Source organism: Pseudomonas sp. FSL W7-0098 (assembly GCF_005930585.1).
Taxonomy (GTDB): Bacteria; Pseudomonadota; Gammaproteobacteria; order Pseudomonadales; family Pseudomonadaceae; genus Aquipseudomonas; species Aquipseudomonas bubulae.
Genome location: NZ_RXHW01000007.1, coordinates 263,505 through 286,355 on the forward strand (window position 1 = coordinate 263,505; position 22,851 = coordinate 286,355).

General features: G+C 60.5%; 17 protein-coding genes. 4 read left to right on the forward strand and 13 right to left on the reverse strand.

All coding sequences use genetic code 11. The features are described 5' to 3' along the window. Positions 1 to 55: 55 nt before the first annotated feature. The 13 genes from FHL07_RS15265 to FHL07_RS15325 all read right to left on the reverse strand — a co-directional run bounded on the left by FHL07_RS15265 (position 56) and on the right by FHL07_RS15325 (position 18,148). On the reverse strand, positions 56 to 2,836 hold the full coding sequence (locus tag FHL07_RS15265; RefSeq protein ID WP_095001024.1) for a hybrid sensor histidine kinase/response regulator: 2,781 nt from the start codon (positions 2,834 to 2,836) through the stop codon (positions 56 to 58). 99 nt (positions 2,837 to 2,935) lie between these two features. Then, positions 2,936 to 4,234 (reverse strand): phosphoribosylamine--glycine ligase, encoded by a 1,299-nt coding sequence (gene purD, locus FHL07_RS15270; protein WP_095001025.1) that lies wholly within the window; start codon positions 4,232 to 4,234, stop codon positions 2,936 to 2,938. A 183-nt stretch (positions 4,235 to 4,417) separates the two neighbouring features. Beyond that, complete coding sequence (purH, locus tag FHL07_RS15275; protein WP_095019746.1) at positions 4,418 to 6,025, reverse strand: bifunctional phosphoribosylaminoimidazolecarboxamide formyltransferase/IMP cyclohydrolase; 1,608 nt, start codon at positions 6,023 to 6,025, stop codon at positions 4,418 to 4,420. An 81-nt stretch (positions 6,026 to 6,106) separates the two neighbouring features. Beyond that, positions 6,107 to 6,427: a DNA-binding transcriptional regulator Fis gene (fis, locus tag FHL07_RS15280; protein WP_003439210.1), complete on the reverse strand. Its 321-nt coding sequence runs from the start codon at positions 6,425 to 6,427 to the stop codon at positions 6,107 to 6,109. After that, complete coding sequence (gene dusB / locus FHL07_RS15285; protein WP_095020812.1) at positions 6,424 to 7,437, reverse strand: tRNA dihydrouridine synthase DusB; 1,014 nt, start codon at positions 7,435 to 7,437, stop codon at positions 6,424 to 6,426. The genes fis and dusB overlap by 4 nt, the downstream gene beginning before the upstream one ends. Before the next feature lie 197 nt (positions 7,438 to 7,634). Then, positions 7,635 to 8,888 carry a DUF3426 domain-containing protein gene (locus tag FHL07_RS15290; protein WP_095020836.1) on the reverse strand — a complete coding sequence of 418 codons (1,254 nt, stop codon included), beginning with the start codon at positions 8,886 to 8,888 and terminating at the stop codon, positions 7,635 to 7,637. Positions 8,889 to 8,918: 30 nt separating this feature from the next. Continuing rightward, complete coding sequence (gene prmA, locus FHL07_RS15295) at positions 8,919 to 9,797, reverse strand: 50S ribosomal protein L11 methyltransferase (protein WP_138738650.1); 879 nt, start codon at positions 9,795 to 9,797, stop codon at positions 8,919 to 8,921. Between the two features lie 272 nt (positions 9,798 to 10,069). After that, positions 10,070 to 11,428, reverse strand: a complete 1,359-nt coding sequence (gene accC / locus FHL07_RS15300; RefSeq protein WP_095001029.1) for an acetyl-CoA carboxylase biotin carboxylase subunit — start codon at positions 11,426 to 11,428, stop codon at positions 10,070 to 10,072. Positions 11,429 to 11,445: 17 nt separating this feature from the next. Further along, entirely contained in the window at positions 11,446 to 11,904 is a 459-nt protein-coding gene (gene accB / locus FHL07_RS15305) for an acetyl-CoA carboxylase biotin carboxyl carrier protein (RefSeq protein WP_095001030.1), read from the reverse strand. A gap of 25 nt (positions 11,905 to 11,929) precedes the next feature. Then, positions 11,930 to 12,385, reverse strand: coding sequence for a type II 3-dehydroquinate dehydratase (gene aroQ, locus FHL07_RS15310; RefSeq protein ID WP_048360251.1), 456 nt, complete (start codon positions 12,383 to 12,385; stop codon positions 11,930 to 11,932). 130 nt (positions 12,386 to 12,515) lie between these two features. Continuing rightward, on the reverse strand, positions 12,516 to 14,282 hold the full coding sequence (locus tag FHL07_RS15315; protein WP_138738651.1) for a protein-disulfide reductase DsbD: 1,767 nt from the start codon (positions 14,280 to 14,282) through the stop codon (positions 12,516 to 12,518). Between the two features lie 180 nt (positions 14,283 to 14,462). After that, complete coding sequence (locus tag FHL07_RS15320; RefSeq protein ID WP_095024469.1) at positions 14,463 to 16,424, reverse strand: methyl-accepting chemotaxis protein; 1,962 nt, start codon at positions 16,422 to 16,424, stop codon at positions 14,463 to 14,465. Positions 16,425 to 16,504: 80 nt separating this feature from the next. Beyond that, complete coding sequence (locus FHL07_RS15325) at positions 16,505 to 18,148, reverse strand: response regulator (protein WP_095001033.1); 1,644 nt, start codon at positions 18,146 to 18,148, stop codon at positions 16,505 to 16,507. 243 nt (positions 18,149 to 18,391) lie between these two features. Here FHL07_RS15325 and FHL07_RS15330 point away from each other — a divergent pair, with 243 nt between their 5' ends. The 4 genes from FHL07_RS15330 to speA all read left to right on the forward strand — a co-directional run bounded on the left by FHL07_RS15330 (position 18,392) and on the right by speA (position 22,806). Next, a complete protein-coding gene (locus FHL07_RS15330; protein WP_095001034.1) occupies positions 18,392 to 19,459 on the forward strand; it encodes a DUF2333 family protein in 1,068 nt (355 codons plus the stop codon). A 3-nt stretch (positions 19,460 to 19,462) separates the two neighbouring features. Continuing rightward, positions 19,463 to 19,996, forward strand: coding sequence for an NUDIX hydrolase (locus FHL07_RS15335; RefSeq protein ID WP_095001035.1), 534 nt, complete (start codon positions 19,463 to 19,465; stop codon positions 19,994 to 19,996). 310 nt (positions 19,997 to 20,306) lie between these two features. Beyond that, positions 20,307 to 20,678: a translation initiation factor Sui1 gene (locus FHL07_RS15340; RefSeq protein ID WP_016783399.1), complete on the forward strand. Its 372-nt coding sequence runs from the start codon at positions 20,307 to 20,309 to the stop codon at positions 20,676 to 20,678. 208 nt (positions 20,679 to 20,886) lie between these two features. Continuing rightward, a complete protein-coding gene (gene speA / locus FHL07_RS15345; RefSeq protein ID WP_095001036.1) occupies positions 20,887 to 22,806 on the forward strand; it encodes an arginine decarboxylase in 1,920 nt (639 codons plus the stop codon). The last annotated feature ends 45 nt before the right edge of the window (positions 22,807 to 22,851 follow it).

Genomic DNA, 22,851 nt, shown 5'->3' on the forward strand with positions numbered 1-22,851 from the left:
CTGAGCTCACATCGATAGGGGGCGCCGAAAGTCTATCAGGGGGATTGGCTGTCTGTTAGGACAGTTGCGTACGGGATTGACGCAGCTCACGTTGTTCGACCCAAAACTCCACCAGTTCGCGCAGTTGCGACAGTTCCACGGGTTTGGACATATGCCCGTCCATACCGGCCTGCCGGGCGCGTTCCTTGTGTTCGGTAAGGATGTGGGCGGTCAGGGCGACAACCGGAGTTCGTACCCGCTGGTGGCTGACTTCCCAGGCGCGCAACTGCTCGGTGGCGGAAAACCCGTCGAGTACCGGCATCTCACAGTCCATCAGCACCAGGTCATAGCGCTGGGTCTTCATCGCCTTGAGCGCTTCGGCACCATTGCAGGCCGTGTCCGGGTTCAGGTTGAGCTTGCCCAGCATGCCGCGGATAACCTTGGTCGAGATGTTGTTGTCTTCGGCCACCAGAATGCGGAAGTCGCCGGGCACGGAGACCGCAACGGCAGCGGGGCCATTGGCGGTGGTTTGTGCGGCGGCATGGCCTTTGTTGCGCTGGGTCAGTTCGTCCGCCAGGGTGGTCTTGAGGGTGTAGCCGGCCACCGGCTTGGCGAGGATGCGCTTGATCCCGCAGTTACGCGCAATGATCTTGCTAGGGGCATTACTGATACCGGTGAGCATGACCAGCAGGATGTCGTGGTTCAGGCTCGGGTCTTCCTTGATCTTGGCGGCCAGTTGCATGCCGGTCATGCCGGGCATGTTCTGGTCCAGCAGGACGATGTCGAAGTAGTCTCGCAAGTGCGCCTTGGTGCGCAGCAAGGCCAGGGCTTCCTTGCCCGAGGCGGCGGCGCTGACATTCAAGCCCCAGGCGGAGCATTGCTGCACCAGCACTTTGCGGCAGGTGTCGTTGTCGTCCACCACCAGTACCCGCGCGCCTTTGAGCGGGCTGTCGAGGTCCGAGGTGGGGTGTTCCAGGTGTTGCGGGTCCAGGGGCAGGGTCAGCCACAGGTTGCTGCCGGTGGTTTGACCGGACTTTATGCCGAATTCGCCGCCCATCAGCATGATCAGCTGGCGGGCGATCACCAGCCCCAGGTGGCCGCCCAGGCGGGTGGCGGCAAGGAAGTTCTTGCTGTGCAGTTCGGCGTGCAACAGGGCGTCACGCTCCTGCTCATCCATCGGCTGGCCGGAGTCCTGGATGGCAATGCGCAAGCGTGGCGGGCCATTGCGCTCCTCAAGGGCCACGACGATCAGGATCTCACCCTCGTCGGTCTTTTTCAGGGAGCTTTCGAGCAGGCTGAGCAGGGTCTGGCGCAAGCGTGTGGGGTCGCCGCTGATCACCCGTGGCACTTGTGGCTGGATAAAGCTGATGAGTTCGACGTTCTGCTGTTCGGCCTTGGTGCGGAAGATGCTCAGGCAATCCTCGATCAGGGCATTGAGGTCGAACTGCACGTCATCCAGTTCGATCTGCCCTGACTCAAGCTTGGAGATGTCGAGGATTTCGTTGATCAGCGTCAGCAGCTCATTACCGGCGCTGTGGATGGTCTGTACGTAGTCGCGCTGCTTGACCGAAAGCGGTGTGCCCAGCAGCAGCTCGGTCATGCCCAGCACGCCGTTCATGGGGGTGCGGATTTCATGGCTGATCTTGGACAGGAACTCGGCCTTGGCATTGACTTCGGCCGTGCTGGCCGCCAGTTCGCGGCTGATGCTGAACTGGGCCTGGGTGATGCTGCGGTTGCGTTCGCTCAGGGCGAAGCTCATCAGCAAGCCGCTGATGCACACCACGCACATCAGCGCCAGCACCAGCTCCTGCGGTGCGATGAGGGTCAGGCCCAGCAGCGCCGGGAGAATCACCAGGGTGCCGATATTGAAAATCACCATCGCCATGGCAAACATGCGTGCCGGTTTGTAGCCCTTTTGCCAGTGGTAAACCGATACGGCCAGAATGCTGACACTTGCCAGTCCGACCAGGGCATAGGTAATGAGGTTTAGCGGCAGGTTGTCGATAAACAGCAGCAACAGGCCACCGAGGGCGATAATAAGAATGTCCAGCAGCAGCAGTTTGAGCAGCCGATGGGCACCGCGACTCGCGAAAAAACTATAGGTGAACATCAGCCCGCACGGCGCGGTCAGCAGCAGTGTCAGGTAGGCGCCCGGGGTTTGCAGGCTGTGCCACTGCCCCAGCCAGGGGTCGAGCAGGTTCAGGAACAACACTGAACTGGCCATGAGCAATGCTTCGCAGATCGCCAGCCACAGGCTGCTGGGTGAGCGGCTGAAGGCAAAGCGCACAATGTTGTGCAGCAACAGCATCGTCATGCAGCCCAGCAACAGGCCATAGAGCAGGGGCTTGCTCTGGCTGGCGGCCAGCATCACGGCAGTGTCGAGAGTAATGTGGGGGCGCAGCTGGTGGTCAGAGACCATGCGCAGGTAAACATCCAGCGGTTCGGCGCTTTGCGGCAGGGGCAGCAGGTAGTCACTGCTGGGCACCGGTTTGCGGTTGGTGGGCAATGCCGAGCCGGTGTTGATTTCGCTGATCAGTTTTTGATCATCGAATACATACATGTCCAGGCGCGCCAGGTCAGGGGCAAACAGCCGCAGGATCTGCTCGTGCTTGTCGGGTTGCAGGCGTACGCGCAGCCACAAGGCTTCGCCGGGTTCAGCAGCACCAATGCGGTCAAGGTCGACAGGGCTGAACTGGCTGGACAGGCGAGGGGAGCGTACATCGCTCAGTTGCAGGCTGGCCTGCGGGTCTGACAGAACAGACCAACTGGTCGCTGTAGCGGCTTGCGCAGGCATCATGCCAAGCACAGTGGCCAGTAGGGCGGCGGTAAAAGCTATGGCGATCCTGAGCCAGCGCACGGCGAAATCCCTTCATGGATTGAAGCTAGACGGTAACTATGCGCGGGCCTGGAACGGTTAGGCAAGGGCGCAGACGCCCCGCCTATCCGTATGGAGTGTTTACTCCTGAGGTTCACCACGTTCGCGAGCAATGGCACGGTAGCCGATATCGTTACGGTAGAAGCAACCCTCCCACTCGATGGCCTTGGCCAGCTCGTAAGCCTTGTGCTGTGCCGCTTCTACGGTGTCGCCCATGGCGGTTGCGCACAACACGCGACCCCCCGAGGTCACCACCTCACCGGCTTGATTGAGTGCAGTGCCGGCATGGAACACTTTGCCTTCCAGCTTGGCGGCTGCGTCCAGACCCTGGATGACAGTACCTTTGGCGTAATCGCCAGGGTAGCCGCCGGCGGCAAGCACGATACCCAGGCTCGGGCGCGGATCCCATTGCGCTTCAACCTTGTCCAGCGCTTGAGCCAGAGCCGCTTCAACCAGCAGTACCAGGCTCGATTGCAGGCGCAGCATCACCGGTTGGGTTTCCGGATCGCCGAAGCGGCAGTTGAACTCGATCACTTTCGGGTTACCGGCCTTGTCGATCATCAGCCCTGCGTACAGGAAACCGGTGTAGACGTTGCCTTCTTCGGCCATGCCACGCACGGTTGGCCAGATGACCAGGTCCATGACGCGCTGATGAACGTCAGCGGTGACCACCGGGGCAGGAGAGTAAGCGCCCATGCCTCCGGTGTTCGGGCCGGTGTCGCCGTCGCCGACACGCTTGTGGTCCTGGCTGGTGGCCATCGGCAATACGTTCTTGCCGTCGACCATCACGATAAAGCTGGCTTCTTCGCCGTCGAGGAACTCTTCGATCACCACGCGCGAGCCGGCTTCGCCAAAGGCGTTGCCTGCGAGCATGTCACGCACGGCATCTTCGGCTTCGGCCAGGGTCATGGCGACGATAACGCCTTTGCCGGCAGCCAGGCCGTCAGCCTTGATCACGATCGGCGCGCCGACTTTCTGCAGGTAAGCCAGAGCCGGTTCGATTTCGGTGAAGTTCTGGTAGTCGGCTGTCGGGATCTTGTGACGCGCCAGGAAGTCTTTGGTGAAGGCCTTGGAGCCTTCCAGCTGGGCAGCGCCAGCGGTCGGGCCGAAGCAGTCCAGGCCACGGGAGCGGAACAGGTCAACCACACCGGCAACCAGCGGGACTTCCGGGCCCACGATGGTCAGGGAAACGTTTTTCTCGGCAAAATCTGCCAGTTGCTCAAGGGCCAGCACGTCGATGGCGACGTTCTCGCATTTGGCTTCAATGGCGGTGCCGGCGTTGCCCGGGGCAACGAATACTTTGGCGACACGTGGGTCCTGAGCTACTTTCCAGGCCAGTGCGTGTTCGCGGCCACCGCTGCCAATGATCAAAACATTCATTTCAAAAACCTCGGATGACGCTGAATTCTGATGAGCACCGCTGAGGTGCCTGAAGGCCGGGCTTTTGTGGGAGCCGGGCTTGCCCGCGATACAGGCACCTCGGTGTTTCAGACACTACCGAGGTGTTGCTGTCGCAGGCAAGTCAGCTCCCACAAAAGCCGGTGCCTACATGGGATCGTGCTGTTAGTGACGGAAGTGGCGCATGCCGGTGAACACCATGGCAATGCCCGCTTCGTCAGCGGCTGCAATCACTTCGTTGTCACGCATCGAGCCGCCTGGCTGGATCACGGCAGTGATACCGGCTTTGGCTGCGTTGTCGATGCCGTCACGGAACGGGAAGAATGCGTCCGATGCCATGACCGCGCCCTGCACTTGCAGGCCGGCGTGTTCAGCCTTGATCGCAGCGATACGGGCCGAGTTTACGCGGCTCATCTGGCCTGCGCCGACACCGATGGTCTGACGACCCTTGGCGTAAACAATGGCGTTGGATTTTACGTACTTGGCCACTTTCCAGGCAAAGATCAGGTCGTTGATCTCTTGCTCGCTCGGGGCGCGCTTGGTCACGACTTTCAGGTCTTCGCTGCCGATCATCTCGATGTCGCGGCTCTGTACCAGCAAACCGCCGTTAACGCGTTTGAAGTCCCAGGCCGGGGCGCGATCTTCGCTCCACTGGCCGCAGGCCAGCAGGCGCACGTTGGCTTTGGCGGCCACGATGGCGCGGGCTTCTTCGCTCACGGACGGGGCGATGATCACTTCAACGAACTGACGCTCGACAATGGCCTTGGCCGTTTCGGCGTCCAGCTCACGGTTGAAAGCGATAATGCCGCCGAAAGCCGACTCGGTATCCGTGGCGTATGCCAGCTCGTAGGCCTGGCGAATGCCGCCTTCGGCGTCCGGGCTGACGGCAACGCCGCACGGGTTGGCGTGCTTGACGATGACGCATGCCGGTTTGACAAAGCTTTTTACACATTCCAGCGCGGCATCGGTATCGGCCACGTTGTTGAACGACAGTTCCTTGCCTTGCAGCTGGGTTGCAGTGGCAATGCTGACTTCGGTCGGCTTGGCTTCAACGTAGAACGCCGCTTTCTGGTGCGGGTTCTCGCCGTAGCGCATTTCCTGGGCCTTGATGAACTGGCTGTTGAAGGTGCGCGGGAACAGGCCGCGGTCTTCGGTGCTCAGTGTTTCAGCGGCCTGGTTCACGGTGCCCAGGTAGTTGGCGATCATGCCGTCGTAGGCGGCAGTGTGTTCGAAGGCCTTGAGCATCAGGTCGAAACGCTGCGCGTAGGTCAGGCCGCCGGCCTTGAGGTTTTCCAGAACATTGGCGTAGTCGCTGGCATTGACCACGATGGCCACGTCTTTGTGGTTTTTCGCTGCCGAGCGAACCATGGTCGGGCCACCGATATCGATGTTCTCGATGGCGGTCGGCAGGTCGCAACCTGGTTTGGAGATGGTGGCTTCGAACGGGTAGAGGTTGACCGCGACCAGGTCGATCGGCTTGATGCCGTGCTCGTTCATGATGTCGTCGTCGATGCCGCGACGGCCCAGGATGCCGCCGTGGATTTTCGGATGCAGGGTTTTCACCCGACCGTCCATCATTTCTGCAAAGCCGGTGTAGTCCGCGACTTCAACAGCGGCCACACCGTTGTCTTGCAGCAGCTTGAAGGTACCGCCAGTGGACAGGATCTCGACGCCGAGGGCTTCCAGTTCACGGGCGAAATCAAGGATTCCGGTTTTGTCGGAAACGCTGATTAGAGCGCGGCGGATCGGCAGGCGGGTAGTCTGATCGGTCATCTCGATTTCCATCAAAAGCAAAGGAGTCAGCAAAAAAGGCGGCCTGTTTTATCAGGACGCCTTTCAGGTTTGATTGAATGCTTACAGCAGATCGTACTGTTTGAGCTTTTTGCGCAAGGTGCCGCGATTGAGGCCCAGCAGCTCGGAGGCCTTGGTCTGGTTGCCCTTGACGTAGTTCATGACGCACTCGAGAAGGGGAGCCTCGACTTCGGAAAGTACCAGGTTGTAGACGTCCGTGACTTCAGCGCCCTCCAGATGGGCGAAATAATTGTGCAGCGCCTTCTCGACACTCCCGCGAAGGGTCTGGCCTTCTTCGCTCGGTGTATTGAGGTGCTGTTTCAAGTTGACGTTGTCGCTCACGGGCGTTGTTCCACTCACTAATGTCTCGGTCATCATCGTCATGCGGCCACCCATCCTTCGTCCCCTGTCACCAGGCTCTTGTGTCGTTCGGCGAAAAACGCCTGAACGTTGGCGCATTGTGCTTCCGTATCTTCCAAACGATTGAAGTGGGCGCGAAACTCCTTGGCGCCCGGCAAGGTTGCCAGATACCACCCGACATGCTTACGGGCGATACGTACGCCCAGCACCTCCCCATAGAAGGTGTGCAATGCAGCCAGGTGCTCTAGCAGAATACGTTCCACTTCGATCATCTCCGGTGCCGGCAGCAGTTGCCCGGTACGCAGAAAGTGATCGACTTCGCGGAAAATCCAGGGCCGCCCCTGGGCCGCCCTGCCAATCAACAGTCCGTCAGCCCCGGTCGCGCTCAGCACGTGCAGGGCCTTTTGGGGTGAATCGATATCGCCGTTGGCAAACACCGGTATCGACACGGCCTGCTTGATCGCGGCAATGGTGTCGTACTCGGCATCACCGGTGTACAGGTCGGCACGGGTTCTGCCGTGCACCGCCAGTGCGCTGATCCCGGCTTGTTCGGCGATCTTTGCCACCGTGATGCCGTTCTTGTTGTCCCGGTCCCAGCCGGTGCGGATCTTCAGGGTAACCGGCACATCAACCGCAGCCACGACGGCCTGCAGGATCTCGTTTACCAGTGCTTCGTCTTTCAGCAACGCGGAGCCGGCGGCCTTGTTGCAGACCTTCTTTGCCGGGCAACCCATGTTGATATCAATAATCTGTGCGCCCAGCTCCACATTGGCTCTGGCGGCGTCTGCCAGCATTTGCGCATCACCGCCGGCGATCTGTACCGAGCGTGGCTCGGGATCACCGTCGTGAATCATGCGCAGGCGCGATTTGCGACTGTTCCAGAGACTCATGTCACTGGTGACCATTTCCGAAACAACCAGGCCTGCACCCATGCGTCGGCAAAGCTGACGAAAGGGCTGGTCGGTGACACCCGCCATGGGGGCGAGAATCAAACCGTTGTTCAATGTATATGGGCCGATGCGTACCGCCGACATAGGACTTCCCTGTTGTGGGGCCGGATCTTGGGAGTTCGAAAAAGGGTTGGCATGATACCCGCTCTCGATGACTGGTTAAAGCTGCAATTGAGTGAATTTTGAACAATAAGCAGCAAGTTTCAAGGGTCAAGCGGCAAGCCGGTGCGCTTTAAACGTGTCGGTTACAGCTTAAAGCTAGCAACTTGTGCGAAACCCGCTCATTCGGGCGAGTGAAAACTCAGGCTGTAGTTCACGGCCTTGGGGCCCGGGTCGAGGATGTCCAGAGCAATGTGGATAGGGGTTTGCGGTGGCATTTCGGCTTTGGCCAAGTCACCGCTGAGGTATTCGCCAGGTTTAAACCGACGACTGGCGATCATTTTGCCGTTGAGATCGGCAAATCGCAGTTCCAGCAGCGGGAAGGGCTGAGAGAACGGTGCGCGATTGTAGAGGATTGCATCCACCACCAGCGCACCGGCGAATTCCGGATGGCTGCGTACCACCAGATTGCTGCTCTTGATCCGGTCGATATCGACCTTGGAGGGCACCGTACAGCCGATCTGCGGGCACAGCTGCTGGAAGATCGGGCGGTACTGGTCCTGGCGTGCCAGTTCGTCGAAGTGGTTGGCAATGTACTGCCCGGCCAGTGCGGCTGCGGCCAGGAGTACCAGCAAGCTCCAGAGCAGGCGTTTGCCCCAGGGCGTACGGCGTTTTTGCCAGTCCAGCTGCAGCGGATCGTCCACCAGATCCATCAGCGGGTCTTCGCCCATGGCCGGTTCATTGCGTTTGCGTCTGTCCTTGCTGACGGGCGCAGGCTCAGGGAGTGCGTCGTCCTCGTCCTCGGTGGCAGACAGTCGTTCGCCTGTCAGCGGCGGTTCGAGGTCGTCGTCCAGGGAAAGCTGAAGCGGCGGGGTATCGTCGGGTTCATCGAGGTCCAGTGACAATGACGGCTCGGTGCGTCCGGTTTGCGCAATCTCGGCGGCTTGCCCGGCAACCTTGGCGGATTCGGCGCGGTCTGCCGCAGATTCGCTGAACAGGCTGTCTGACCACTCACCTTCTTCTGCGTCAGAGGTTTCGCGACGAGCGCTTAGCGACGTGGTTTTGGGCTTGTGCGGTTGGCCAAAGCTTTTGCTGGGCTGGATTTCACGCTCTTCGAGCTTGGCCAGTTCTTCGTCCAGATCCAGATGGTCGAGATCGATCGTGCTGGTCTGCCACGGTGCCGGGTTGACCGGCACGGTTGGGGCAGGTACTTCGACAGGGGCAGGTTCGATCACTTCGGGCGCGGCGACGACGGGCATCTCCACGGCGGGCGGCTGCCCTGTTTCAGTGCTCTGGTTCAGCAGCTGCTGCGCGGCATTGAACACTTGCAGGCAGGCGCCACAGCGCACCACACCGCGCGCCATGCCCAATTGGGCGTGGCTGACGCGAAAACTGGTCTGGCAATGTGGGCACTGGGTAACGAAGCTATCGCTCATGCGGCCATCCGGATTGGGCATGGTTTCATTCTAGCGCCGACGGCCGCTGATGCGCACCCAGCCATCGCGATTGGCAATCGGGTCCAGATCGAAGTCCTGGGCGTAAGCGGCGGCCACTTCTTCGCCCTGTTCGGCGAGGATGCCCGACAGTGCCAGGCGACCACCCGGTTTGACCAGGCTCGACAGTTGCGGGGCCAAAGCAACCAGTGGGCCGGCGAGGATGTTGGCGACCACGACATCGGCCTGCACTTGTGGCATGTCTTGCGGCAGGTACAGCGGGAACAGGGCCGGGTCGATGCCGTTGCGGTTGGCGTTGTCGCGTGAGGCTTCCAGCGCCTGCACGTCGATATCGGTGCCGACGGCTTCCTTGGCTCCCAGCAACAGGGCTGCGATGGCGAGGATGCCCGAGCCGCAGCCGAAGTCCAGTACGTTGCAGTCTTTCAGGTCCTGACCGTCCAGCCATTCCAGGCACAGGGCGGTGGTCGGGTGGGTGCCGGTGCCGAAAGCCAGGCCCGGATCGAGCAGCAGGTTGACGGCATCCGGCTCGGGAGCCGCGTGCCAGCTTGGCACGATCCACAGGCGCTGGCCAAAACGCATCGGGTGGAAATTGTCCATCCAGCTGCGTTCCCAGTCCTGGTCTTCGATCACTTCGGCGTGATGCTCAGGCAGTGGCGAACCGGTCAGCAGTTCCAGATGGGAGAGTGCGAGTTCGGCTTCGGTGCCGCCTTCGAACAGTGCCAGCAAATGGGTGTGCGACCACAGCGGGGTGGTGTTGAGCTCAGGTTCGAAGATCGGTTGGTCTTCGGCGTCCATGAACGTAACCGAAACGGCACCGACTTCGAGGAACGCGTCTTCGTAGGTTTCGGCTTGTTCCGGGCTGATGGCGAGGCGTACTTGCAGCCAAGGCATGGCGGGCACCTTTGAAAAATTGGAGTGTGCAGCCGGTCGGGCCGCGAGAAGCGCGCAAGTTTACGCGAGCGTAGGCATGGGGGGTAATCAAAAAACGATGAATGCAACGGATCCCTGGTGGGAGCGGGCTTGCTCGCGATACAGGCGACCTGGTCTGGCAGGTTGGCCCGTGTGAGGCCATCGCGAGCAAGCCCGCTCCCACAAGGGCAGTTACCTGCCTTGCAGAAACAACAAAGCCGCTCGAAAGCGGCTTTGTTGATCAGAATACAAACTTACTGGTTAGCCAGTTTGTGTTCCAGGTAGTGAATGTTGACGCCGCCTTTGCAGAAGCCTTCGTCATTCACCAGATCACGGTGCAACGGGATGTTGGTTTTGATCCCGTCGACCACGATTTCGTCCAGGGCATTGCGCATGCGCGCCATGGCTTCGTCACGGGTCGAGCCCCAGGTGATCAGCTTGCCGATCAGGGAGTCGTAGTTGGACGGAACCTTGTAGCCGCTGTACAGGTGCGAATCGACGCGAACGCCGTTGCCGCCCGGAGCGTGGAAGTGCTTGACCATGCCAGGGCTCGGCATGAACGTTGCCGGGTCTTCCGCGTTGATCCGGCACTCCAGCGAGTGACCGTGAATGTTCACGTCAGCCTGGGTGAAGGACAGCTTGTTGCCGGCTGCGATGCTCAACATCTCTTTGAGGATGTCGATGCCAGTGACCATTTCGGACACCGGGTGCTCTACTTGCACACGAGTGTTCATCTCGATGAAGTAGAAACGACCGTTCTCGTACAGGAACTCGAAAGTACCCGCGCCGCGGTAGTTGATGTCTACACAGGCCTGTACGCAACGTGCCAGAACTTCGGCGCGTGCGGTTTCGTCGATGCCCGGTGCCGGAGCTTCTTCCAGCACTTTCTGGTGACGACGTTGCAGCGAGCAATCGCGGTCGCCCAGGTGGATGGCATTGCCCTGGCCGTCGGAAATGACCTGAACTTCCACGTGACGCGGATTGGTCAGGTATTTCTCGAGATAGACCATCGGGTTGCTGAACCAGGCGCCGGCTTCTTCGCGGGTCTGCTTGGCAGCTTCGATCAGGTCTTCTTCACGGTGCACAACGCGCATGCCGCGACCACCACCGCCGCCAGCGGCCTTGATGATTACCGGATAGCCGACTTCACGGCCAATGCGCAATGCGGTTTCAGGGTCTTCCGGCAGCGGGCCGTCAGAACCTGGAACGGTCGGAACGCCTGCTGCGATCATGGCGTGCTTGGCCGATACCTTGTCGCCCATCAGGCGAATGGTGTCGGCTTTCGGGCCGATGAAGGCAAAACCGGATTTCTCGACCTGTTCGGCGAAGTCGGCGTTTTCAGCCAAAAAGCCGTAGCCCGGGTGAATCGCCGTGGCACCGGTCACTTCCGCGGCCGCGATGATGGCCGGAATGTGCAGGTAAGACAGGTTGGCCGGTGCCGGACCGATGCAGACGGTTTCGTCTGCCAGGCCCAGGTGCATCAGCTCTTTGTCGGCAGTGGAGTACACAGCGACAGTCTTGATCCCCATTTCCTTGCACGCCCGCAGGATGCGCAAAGCAATCTCGCCACGGTTGGCGATCAGGACTTTTTCCAGCTTCTGAGGCTTCAACATCGTTGGCTCCCCGTGGTTCAAACGATGGTGAACAGCGGTTGGTCGAATTCAACCGGCTGACCGTTTTCTACCAGGATGGATTCGATAACACCGGCTTTTTCGGCGGTGATGTGGTTCATCATTTTCATCGCTTCCACGATGCAAATGGTGTCGCCGACCTTGACGGTCTGGCCCACTTCAACGAAGGCAGGCGAGGTAGGCGCCGGGGTGCGGTAGAAGGTACCGACCATTGGCGACTTGACCACAAAACCGTTCAGTTTCGGTGCAGCAGGCGCTTCGGTCACGGTGGCAACCGGGGCAACAGCCACTGGCGCTGCAGCAGGCGCTTGCATTGGGGCTGGCGCGTAGTACTGCTGGGCAGGTGTCTTGCTGTGACGGCTGATACGTACGGACTCTTCGCCTTCTTTGATTTCCAGCTCGTCGATGCCGGACTCTTCCAGCAGCTCGATCAGTTTCTTAACTTTACGGATATCCATGAATCGTCAACTCCCAATGGGTCGGTCAGGGGCGTTTAGCTTGTAGTTCAAGCTGTTCCAGGGCGGCCTCCAAGGCCAGTCGATAACCGCTGGCGCCAAGGCCGCAGATCACACCTACCGCAACGTCGGAGAAGTAGGAGTGATGGCGGAAAGGTTCGCGTTTGTGCACGTTAGACAAATGCACTTCGATGAATGGGATGCTCACCGCCAGCAGCGCGTCACGTAATGCCACGCTGGTGTGGGTAAAAGCCGCCGGGTTGATCAGAATAAAATCCACCCCTTCGTTGCGGGCAGCGTGTACGCGGTCGATCAATTCATACTCGGCGTTGCTTTGCAGGTAGAGCAAATGGTGGCCGGCATCACGGGCCCTTTGTTCCAGATCCTGATTGATTTGCGCCAGGGTGGTAGCGCCGTAGACGCCCGGCTCGCGGGTGCCGAGCAGGTTCAGGTTGGGGCCGTGTAGTACCAGGAAAGTCGCCATCTGCTGTTCCTTATTATCTGTGTGCAGTTGTCAGTGCCGGGCGACTATGCCGAAAAGCGGATTCGCTGTCCAGTTAACTGCAATAGCCAGCACGATGACCGATGTTCGCGAAAAGTTTGTGACTGAGGCTCTAGATCTGGTCATTCGCGATCGCAACACGTTCGGCGAAGTCCGCGGCATTGATCTCGCCGATGACCCGTTGGTCACTTATTTCGGCTCCCTCCTTGCCGAAGAACATCAGTGCCGGAGGGCCGAACAATTTGTAGTGATCGAGCAGGGCGCGTTGTTCGGCATTGCTGGCAGTCATATCGAAACGCACCAGTCGGTAACCCTTGAGCAGATCCAGCACCCTGGGGTTATTCAGCACCTCTTGTTCGATCACTTTGCAACTGATGCACCAGTCGGCGTACCAGTCCAGCAACAGTGGTTGCCCAGCGGCTTTGGCCTGGGCCAGTGCGCTGTCCAGTTCGGCCGGGGTGCTGACAGTGAGCCATTGGCCTGCTGGTACTGCAGAACCATTTGCGGCGCTGGCAACCGGTTGGGAATGGCCGATGGGGTTGAGCGGATCGCTCTGACCGCTCAGGGCGCCAAACCAGCAGGCCAGGGCATAGACCAGTAAAAACAGGCCCAGCAGTTGAGCCAGACGCTGGCGCGGGGCTTTGCTGGTGAACTCGAGGGTGCCAAGGAACAAGCTGACACCCGCCGCCAGCGCGCCGATCAGCAGCAGCGTGACCGGCCCGGGCAGCACGCGGCTGAGCAGGCCGATTGCCAGGCCGAGCAGCAGTACGCCAATCGCGTTTTTCACACTGACCAGCCACGGTCCGCTTTTTGGCAGCCAGGCCGCACCACCGGTTGCGACCAACAGCAACGGTGCGCCCATCCCCAGGCCCAGGGCGAACAGCTTCAAGCCGCCACCCAGCGCATCGCCACTGGCGCTGATGTACAGCAGCGCCCCGGCCAGCGGCGCCGATACACAAGGAGAAACCAGCAGGCTGGAGACCACGCCCAGCACCGCCGCGCCCCACAGCGAGCCACCCTGGGTGCGATTGGCGACACGGTCGAGGCGATTGCTGATGGCTTGCGGCAGTTTAAGTTCAAATACACCGAACATGGCGAGGGCGAAAATGGCGAAGAACAGCGCGAAAGGCACCAGCACCCACACCGATTGCAAACGTGCCTGCAAATTGAGTTGCGCACCGAACATGCCCATCAAGGCGCCCAGCAGGGCAAAGCAGGCCGCCATCGGCAGCACGTAGGCCAGCGACAGGCTGAAACCGCGCAGCCCGCCCACCTGGCCGCGCAACACCACGCCCGACAGAATCGGCAGCATCGGCAGTACGCAGGGAGTAAATGTCAGGCCCAGGCCGGCCAGGAAAAACAGCGCCAGTTCGCGCCAGTTCCACGCGGTTGCCGGTTCGCCGGTGCTGCTGGCTGTGCCGCCATCGATGCTCAGGCGCTCGGTTTCCGGCGGGTAGCACAGGCCCTTGTCGGCACAGCCCTGGTAGGTGACCACCAGGGTGAAGGGGCGCTGGTCTTTGGCCGGGCGCGGGATATCGACGTCAAGAATCCCGTGATAGACCTCGACATCGCCAAAGTACTCATCGTGTTTGGCTTCGCCGGGGGGCAGTTGCGCGGTGCCCAGGGCGATATCGGCGGGTTCGGTCTTGAAGGCGAACTTGTGCCGGTACAGGTAATAGCCTTCGGTGGGCACGAAGCGCAGCTTGATCGACTCGGGTGTGCTGCTGATGAGGTTGAGCTTGAAGGCTTCGCGTACTGGCAGAAAGTCGCTGCTGTTGTTGATGGCGCCCAGGGTTGCGCTGGGGCGGTTATCCAGCAAGCCCGCGCCCATGGCAGGCACGGCAAACAGCAGACACAGGAGCAAAAGCAGGCGGCGCATAGGAATCTCGCAAAGCAAACGTGCGGGCATGATAGCGCGGTGCATGGATTGGGTGCAGCAACCCCTGTTGTAGGCGGAAGTTGTGGGAGCGGGCTTGCTCGCGATGCGGGCGGCACGGTCTGCCTGCATGACCGCAGTGATGCAATCGCGGGCAAGCCCGCTCCCACAGGGTGTGCGGGGTTACACCCGGAAGGCCTGTACCGCGGTGTTGAGCTGCGAGCCCAGTTCGAGCAATTGCTGGCTTTGGTCGCGGGCAATGCCGATACGTTGCAGGTTTTCGTCGCCCAGTACGTGAATCCGTTCACCGTGATCGCGGATCTCACCGACCGCCCCCGTCTGCTGCGCGGTAACGTCGGCGATGCGTACGGCGGTAGTGGAGATGGTGGCAATCGCCCCGACAATTTCATCCAGTGCCCCATCTGCGTCCTGGGCTTGCTGGGCGGTGGCCCGGGCGTGGGTCACTTGTGCGCGGATGCCCTCAACCGATTGGCGGGCGGCCAGTTGCAGGCCGCCAATCAGGGTCTGGATTTCGTTGGTCGCGCCTGCGGTGCGCTGTGCCAGCGAGCGCACTTCTTCCGCGACCACGGCAAAGCCGCGGCCCATTTCACCGGCGCGGGCCGCTTCGATAGCGGCATTCAGGGCCAGCAGGTTGGTCTGGTCGGCAATCGATCGAATCACCGTCAACACGCCACCGATGGTGGCCGACTCTTCGGCCAGGCGTTCGATGGTTTGCGCGTTACCTTGTACTTCACCGACCAGGGCATGCAGCCCGGTCAGGCTCTGGCCAATCACCCGTTGCCCCTGGGCCACCGCAAGGCCGGCACTGCGGCTGGCATCGGCAGCCTGGCTGGCGTCGCCCGCCACCTGGGAAATGGTGGCCTCCAGCTCACCCAGCGCGTCGCGGATTTGTGCGCTATCGCCGGCCTGGCGCTCGGCGCCGCTATGCAGTCCGGAGCTCAGCTCGGCCAGGGTCCGGCTGCTGCCGGCCACTTGCTCGGCATTCAGGCGCAAGGTGCCCACCAGGTTCACCAGATAGCTGCGCAGGCGGTTTAGTGACGCCTCGATATCACGCAATTCCCGGTTGGTTTTACCCAATTGAATGTCGCGGCTGAAATCACCTTCGGCCCAGGTCGACAGCAGCGGTGCAAGGTAGGTCAGTACCCGCGCCAGTTTGCGCTGCAAGGTGTCGATCAGGAGTGCGATCAACAGGATAAGGCCAATCATCAGGCCCTGGATCAGCCGCACTTCATTCTGGATTTGCCCGTGTTCGGCGCGCACAACGGGCTCCAGCCCGGCAATGGCCTGCTGTACGGCGTTGAGCTTGAGGTGGGTGGCGGCGCTGAGCTGGCTGCGTTGTTCGATCTGATCCCGGGTGCGCTTGAGTTCTGCGGGGTAGCGGCTTAGCAGGCTGTTAAGTTCGCGCTTGAGAGCAATTCCTGCATCTTCGGCTTGGGTTGTTTCGGTGGGATCAAGGCCCATCATCGCGGCAAAATCATCGGTGCCCGAGGCACTTTTACTGCTCACGCCCAGCAGGGGCAGGGCGTCGATTTGCCTGGCCTGGAGCTCAATGCTGTCCAGCTCACGTTCCACATCTCCGGCCAGTTCACTGCGTCCGCTACTGACCAGTTTTTCGCGGGCGAGGGACAGCTTGGCCAGGTGTTGCGAGGCAGTAAACAGCAGGGGCAGATAAGCGCGGGCCTCGTTGGAAGTGGCGTCACTGGCATATTGGCCGAGTTGTTCCAGGCCGGCGCTCAGCTCGCGTTCGGCCTGTAGCAGTAAGGCCTGGGGGTCGCCGGCCAGTTTGCCAGCGGCCAGCAGTTCGGAATTGCTGTAGGTGCTGAGGTTTTCCAGGCTGGGGCGCAGTGCATCGGCCAGTGCGGGCGGCAAAGGAGTGAGTTCGCTTTTGAGAGTGTCGAGGGCGCTGTTGGCATCACTCAGGCGCAGGGCGTCACCGCTGGCCAGGTAGTCCTCGATATTGCGTGCCACTGTGTTGTGGAACTGCTGCGAAAGGCTCAAGTAGCGTTCCATCAGCAAAAATGGGCGTTCCAGGGCCTGTTGTGACCACCACAAGGTTGCACCCAGCGCGAGGCACACGGCGACCAGCAATAGCGTGTTGAGGTTGGTTAGCAGCTTGAGGCGCATGTGGGATTTTGCCTACTACACAGTCAGAAGCGGCAAAAGTTATTGCACTTAAGTTACAGCGTTGTGACGAAAACTCGGGATCAGGGACAAATAGTGGCAATTGGCCTTGTCTGGTGAAAGGGTTGTACCTGATTGCGCCCATTGTTCTTGGCGCGGTACAGCGCCTCATCGGCCTGGGAGGCCATTTGCAGGCTGTCGGCTTCGCCCTGCATCTGCACCACGCCTGCGCTGAAGGAGCACGACAGGTCTGCGGGCTGGGCCGGGTAGTGGATTTCGGCAAAGCGCTGGCGAATCTGATTGAGTACCTTATAGGCCGACTCTTGATCGGTGTCAGGCATCACAATCGCGAATTCCTCGCCGCCGTAGCGGCCAATAAAGTCGCTTTTGCGCAGGCGCTGCTTGAGAAACAGCGCCAGGCTCTTGATCACCCGGTCGCCCATGGGGTGGCCGTAGCCATCGTTGACGTGCTTGAAGTGATCGAGGTCGAGCATGGCAAAGCTCAAGGGGCGGTTCTCGCGGCGGGCGCGAAAGGTGCAGTCTTCGAGCAGTTGCAGGATATGGGTGTGGTTGTACAACCCGGTCAGGCTGTCGCGCACCATCCGCGCCTTGAGATGGCGGGCGCGCACGGCACGGTTGCGTACGGTGGTGATCAGATGGCGCGGCTGGATTGGCTTGGTCAGGAAGTCATCGCCGCCCTCGCTCATGGCATCAAGCTGCTTGTCCATATCGTCTTCGGCCGACAGATAAATGATTGGCACGCTGACGTAGCGGTCGTTGTGGCGGATGACCTTGGCCAGCTCGGTGCCGGTACAGGAGGGCATGTACATGTCGAGGATGATCAGGTCTGGCTGGAAGTCTGCCAGCTCGGCCATCGCCTGGATCGGATCGATCAGGGTGCGGGTAACAATGCCTGCGCTGTTGAGCAGGCGCTCGGTGTGCAGCGCCTGGGCCCGGGAGTCGTCAATGATCAGCACTTTGTAGGGCTCATATTGGGCGACACAGGTCAGCACCTCGATTTTCTCCATCAGGCTGGAGGCTTCCAGGGTGCCGGTCAAAAACGCCTGCCCGCCTGCGCGCACCGCTGCAAGGCGGGTCGGGGTGTCGGTTTCATGCAGGCTGAAAAACAGCAGCGGCAATTTTTGCTCAAGACCGGCCTGGGCCTGGGCGGCCAGTTCAAGGCCAAAACCGGGGCTGGCAAAGTCCACGTCCATCACAATGGCGGCCGGATGACGCTCGGCCATGGCCTGACGAAATGCTGCCGGGCTGCTGATCGCCTGGGCGCTGAGCTCGAAAAACTCCAGCTGCCTGGCTAGCCGGTCGGCGCGCGGCAGGTCTTGCAGCAGGATATACACCGGCTTGCGCAGCGGTGGCAGGTTGATATTTCCCATCAAGTCGCCCTGACGCAGGCCGGTGCGTGACAGGCGCTGCATAAGGCGATTGAGTTCGGTGATGATCGAGCTGCTCAGGCGGCTCTGGTTGGCGGCCATGTCCTGCAGCGCCAGGCCGATGGCCCGCGCCAGCGCGGTATGCTCCGGTTGCTCGAAGCGCTCGGCAAAGCGCAGCAGGCGCAAATTGGCGTCGTCGAGCTCGGCCAGGCCGGCAGGCGACCACTCATTGGCCTGCAGACGTTGCCAGATCTCAAGGATCTGGCGGGCCTGGTGGGTGACACGCTGGGCAAAGTGGTTTTTCAGACGCTCGCGACTGGGATCTTCTTGCTCGGTCATAACCTGGCTGCTGGGTAGGGAGGCATGCTGAAATCGAATGATGGCTCTATGCTAGCAGCTCATTGCAAATCTACGAGTTTCTCCTTGAAATTAACTGTCGGGCAGCCATATTGCCCATCACCTGTGCGCTTGTTCTATAGTGCCGGGCGTAGTGGCCCCCTGAGATAAAAAGCGTGCATGCAAGGCACGATGGGTTAGGGTTGTGGTCGAACCGTTGAATCAAGCATATGAAAGGATATAGCCATGCTGGACTGGAAAAAACGTGAGGGCACAGCCCGCGAATCGGTCAAAGAGCCCAAAATACAGTCGCGTGGCTATTTCAAGAGCATCCTGCTGAGCCGTTCCATCGCGGTGCTGGTAGGGATTTTTGTGCTGGTGAACCTGGGTCTGGGCTGGTACTGGAGCCAGGAGCCGGATCTGTTCCCGGTGCAGCAAAACGCGCAATTGGCGGCCGAAAAAGAAGGCAAGCAGATGGTGCCTGGCTTCACCACCGTCGAAACCCTCAAGACCGTGGCCGGCACATTGCTGAGCAAGCCGGGCGGTTACCTGTCCAATGACCGTTTTCCACCGGGCATTTTTCTGGACAACATCCCTAGCTGGGAATACGGCGTTCTGGTGCAGGTGCGCGACCTGACCCGCGCCCTGCGCAAAGACTTCGCCCGTTCACAGTCGCAGTCTGCGGAAGATGCCGATCTGGCCAAGGCCGAGCCGCGTTTCAACTTCGACAACAAAAGCTGGATGCTGCCGTCCAGCGAATCCGAATACCAGGAAGGCATCAATTCCCTGAGCCGTTATCAGGCACGCCTGTCTGACCCGAATCAGAAAAACGCCCTGTTCTATGCCCGCGCCGACAACCTCAACAACTGGTTGGGTGATGTCGGCACCCGTCTGGGCTCCCTGTCGCAACGCCTGTCGGCCAGCGTGGGTCGGGTCAAGCTCAACAGCGCGCTGAAAACCGAAAGCCTGCAACCGGGTCAGGTGCCGGTGGTGGATGAAGAAGTGGTAGAAACCCCGTGGATGCAGATCGACAACGTGTTCTATGAAGCCCGTGGTCAGGCCTGGGCGCTGTCACACTTGCTGCGTGCCATTGAGGTCGACTTTGCCGATGTGCTGGCGAAAAAGAACGCCACGGTCAGCGTGCGCCAGATCATTCGCGAGCTGGAAGCGGCGCAAGAACCGGTCTGGAGCCCGATGATCCTCAATGGCAGCGGCTATGGCGTGCTGGCCAACCATTCGCTGGTCATGGCCAACTATATTTCCCGCGCCAACGCGGCGGTCATGGACTTGCGTCAATTGTTGTCGCAAGGCTAAGCAATGGCCATTTCAGCCTTGGAGGCCGCACACCGTGCGGCCTCTGATGTCGAGCAAGTTGCCTGGGTGGATCGCGATGATCGCCTGCTGGGCGGCCTGCCCCGTCATGAATTGCGCGAGCGCGGCCTGATCGGGCGGGGTACGTTCATTTTGCTGTTCAACTCTGCCGGGGAGCTGTGCGTGCATCAACGCACCCTGAGCAAAGCGCTGTACCCGGGGTTCTGGGATGTGGCAGCGGGCGGCATGGTCGGGGTGAATGAAACCTACGCCGAATCGGCGGCCCGTGAGTTGGCCGAAGAACTGGGTGTGAGTGGTGTGCCGCTGACGGCCCATGAGCGCTTTTACTTCGAGGCTCCGCAAAACCATCTGTGGTGCGCAGTGTTTTCAGCGGTGTGGGACGGCCCGTTGCAGGTGCAGCCCGAGGAAGTGCAGCAAGCGTGCTTTATGCCGGTGGCCGAGGCATTGCGCCTGAGTACGCAACTGGACTACTGCCCTGACTCACTGGATGCGCTCAAGCGTTATATGACCCAGGGCTGACGTTGATTCCCCCTGTGGGAGCGGGCTTGCTCGCGATTCAGTCGACCCGGTTTTTCAGTTGCACCGCTGCGATCCCATCGCGAGCAAGCCCGCTCCCACAAGTTCGTGGCTGGCGCTTTAAAAAATGCCGCCGATTGGCTATTGGGATGCAGCGATTTTGTCGTTACACTGCGCGACCTTTTTCAGGCTCAGGCGGTTTTCCCTCCTGAGTTGCGCTGCCCCTGCCAGAGTGGGGCTTCGCGGTCGGTACACCCTGGCGCAACAGCGCCAGGCACCGGCCAATTATTTGTCCTCCGAATGAGGATTGCCGGTGGCCAAAAAAGCCGCATCCTTCGCCGCCCTGGGTGGCCTGGTATTTTCCACCGACGCAGGTCGTCACTGTCCGGACTGCCGTCAGCCGGTGGATGCCTGTACCTGCAAACAAACCCTGATCCCCGAAGGTGATGGCATCGCCCGTGTGCGCCGCGAAAGCAAAGGCCGTGGCGGCAAGACGGTGACCACCATTACCGGCGTGCCGTTGGCTGAAGACGCACTCAAGGAACTGGCCACGACGTTGAAAAAACGCTGCGGCACCGGTGGCGCGTTGAAAGACGGCATCATCGAGATCCAGGGCGACCACGTCGAACTGCTGCTGGCCGAGCTGGTCAAGCACGGTTTCAAAGCCAAGAAGTCCGGCGGCTAGCAGCCTCTGTGAAAGCCACCGCACAGCCGTTCTGGCGCCCCTCGAAGGCTGGTCAGAGCGTGCTCGCCATGGTTTTCACAGAGCCTGTTATCACCGGTTTCTAAACTCGGCGCTATTGTCAGGGTCTGACTAATCGTCACGTTCACACTTTAGACTGCGCCAGCCTGCTTTCAGGCTGGGCTATTTGACTTATTTATAGGGGACTTCGATGTCCGTACGACGCACACGCAAAGACGATGGCAGCCAATGGACAGTTGCGGACAGCCGCAGTGTTTACGGGATTCGCCATTGGGGGGCCGGGTATTTCGCGATCAATGAAGCCGGTCGCGTAGAAGTCCGTCCGAACGGCCCGAACAGCTCGCCCATCGATTTGTACGAGCAGGTCGACGAGCTGCGCAAGACCAGCGGTTTGTCCTTGCCGTTGCTGGTGCGTTTCCCGGATATCCTGCAAGACCGTGTACGCCAGCTGACCGGCGCATTCGATGCCAACATCGCGCGCCTGGAATACCAGAGCGAATACACCGCGCTGTACCCGATCAAGGTTAACCAGCAGGAAGCGGTGATCGAAAACATCATCGCTACCAAGAACGTGTCGATCGGTCTTGAAGCCGGCTCCAAGCCCGAGCTGCTGGCCGTGCTGGCCCTGGCGCCCAAGGGCGGCACCATCGTCTGCAATGGTTACAAGGACCGTGAGTTCATCCGCCTGGCGCTGATGGGCCAGAAGCTGGGTCACAACGTCTTTATCGTGATCGAGAAAGAATCCGAAGTAGACCTGGTGATCGAAGAAGCGGCCTCGCTCAAGGTCAAGCCACAGGTTGGCCTGCGCGTGCGCCTGTCGTCCCTGGCGTCGAGCAAGTGGGCCGACACCGGCGGTGAAAAATCCAAGTTCGGCCTTTCTGCTGCGCAATTGCTGTCGGTGGTTGAGCGCTTCCGTGCGGCCGGTCTGGACCAGGGCATCCGCCTGCTGCACTTCCATATGGGCTCGCAGATCGCCAACCTGGCGGACTACCAGCACGGTTTCAAGGAAGCGATCCGCTATTACGGCGAACTGCGCAACCTCGGCCTGCCGGTTGACCATATCGACGTGGGCGGCGGTCTGGGCGTGGATTACGACGGTACCCACTCGCGCAATGCCAGTTCGATCAACTACGACATGGACGATTACGCCGGTGTGGTTGTGGGTATGCTCAAAGAGTTCTGCGATGCGCAGAGCCTGCCGCACCCGCACATCTTCTCGGAAAGCGGCCGCTCGCTGACCGCCCACCACGCCATGCTGGTGGTGCAGGTGACCGACGTCGAGAAACACAACGACGACGTGCCGGTGATCGAAAACAAGGAAAGCCTGCCGGAAACCGTGCAATGGCTGGTGGACCTGCTGGGGCCGACCGACATTGAGATGGTCACCGAAACCTACTGGCGCGCCACGCACTACATGAGCGATATCGCTGCCCAGTACGCTGATGGCAAAATCACCCTGGCGGAAAAGGCCCTGGCCGAGCAGTGCTACTTCGCGGTGTGCCGTCGCCTGCACAACTCGCTGAAAGCGCGTCAGCGTTCCCACCGTCAGGTGCTGGACGAGCTCAACGACAAGCTGGCCGACAAGTACATCTGCAACTTCTCGGTGTTCCAGAGTCTGCCGGACACCTGGGCGATTGGCCAGGTACTGCCGATCCTGCCGCTGCATCGTCTCAACGAAGAGCCGCTGCGCCGCGCCGTGTTGCAAGACCTGACCTGTGACTCCGACGGCAAGATCAAGCAATACGTCGACGAGCAGAGCATCGAAACCAGCCTGCCGGTGCACGGGCTGAACGAAGGTGAAGACTACCTGCTGGGGATCTTCCTGGTGGGCGCTTACCAGGAAATCCTCGGTGACATGCACAACCTGTTCGGTGACACCGACTCGGTGAACATCTACCAGAACGAAGACGGCAGCGTGTACCACGCCGGTATCGAGACCCATGACACCATCGAAGACATGCTGCGCTACGTGCACTTGTCGCCTGAAGAGCTGATGAACCACTACCGCGACAAAGTGGCCAGCGCCAGCATCAGTGCCAAGGAGCGTACCCAGTACCTCGACGCACTGCGCCTGGGCCTGACCCGCTCGTCGTACCTGTCGAGCCACTGATCCCCACGGGCTTCAGAGCTGACCGAAAAACGCCGGCCTGTGCAT

Coding starts and splice junctions, on each gene's coding strand:
- purD (WP_095001025.1), bottom strand. CDS start 4,234: ATGAATGTTTTGATCATTGGCAGCGGTGGCCGCGAACACGCACTGGCC.
- purH (WP_095019746.1), bottom strand. CDS start 6,025: ATGACCGATCAGACTACCCGCCTGCCGATCCGCCGCGCTCTAATCAGC.
- fis (WP_003439210.1), bottom strand. CDS start 6,427: ATGACGATGATGACCGAGACATTAGTGAGTGGAACAACGCCCGTGAGC.
- dusB (WP_095020812.1), bottom strand. CDS start 7,437: ATGTCGGCGGTACGCATCGGCCCATATACATTGAACAACGGTTTGATT.
- FHL07_RS15290 (WP_095020836.1), bottom strand. CDS start 8,888: ATGAGCGATAGCTTCGTTACCCAGTGCCCACATTGCCAGACCAGTTTT.
- prmA (WP_138738650.1), bottom strand. CDS start 9,797: ATGCCTTGGCTGCAAGTACGCCTCGCCATCAGCCCGGAACAAGCCGAA.
- accC (WP_095001029.1), bottom strand. CDS start 11,428: ATGTTGAAGCCTCAGAAGCTGGAAAAAGTCCTGATCGCCAACCGTGGC.
- accB (WP_095001030.1), bottom strand. CDS start 11,904: ATGGATATCCGTAAAGTTAAGAAACTGATCGAGCTGCTGGAAGAGTCC.
- aroQ (WP_048360251.1), bottom strand. CDS start 12,385: ATGGCGACTTTCCTGGTACTACACGGCCCCAACCTGAACCTGCTCGGC.
- FHL07_RS15315 (WP_138738651.1), bottom strand. CDS start 14,282: ATGCGCCGCCTGCTTTTGCTCCTGTGTCTGCTGTTTGCCGTGCCTGCC.
- FHL07_RS15320 (WP_095024469.1), bottom strand. CDS start 16,424: ATGCGCCTCAAGCTGCTAACCAACCTCAACACGCTATTGCTGGTCGCC.
- FHL07_RS15325 (WP_095001033.1), bottom strand. CDS start 18,148: ATGACCGAGCAAGAAGATCCCAGTCGCGAGCGTCTGAAAAACCACTTT.
- FHL07_RS15330 (WP_095001034.1), top strand. CDS start 18,392: ATGCTGGACTGGAAAAAACGTGAGGGCACAGCCCGCGAATCGGTCAAA.
- FHL07_RS15335 (WP_095001035.1), top strand. CDS start 19,463: ATGGCCATTTCAGCCTTGGAGGCCGCACACCGTGCGGCCTCTGATGTC.
- speA (WP_095001036.1), top strand. CDS start 20,887: ATGTCCGTACGACGCACACGCAAAGACGATGGCAGCCAATGGACAGTT.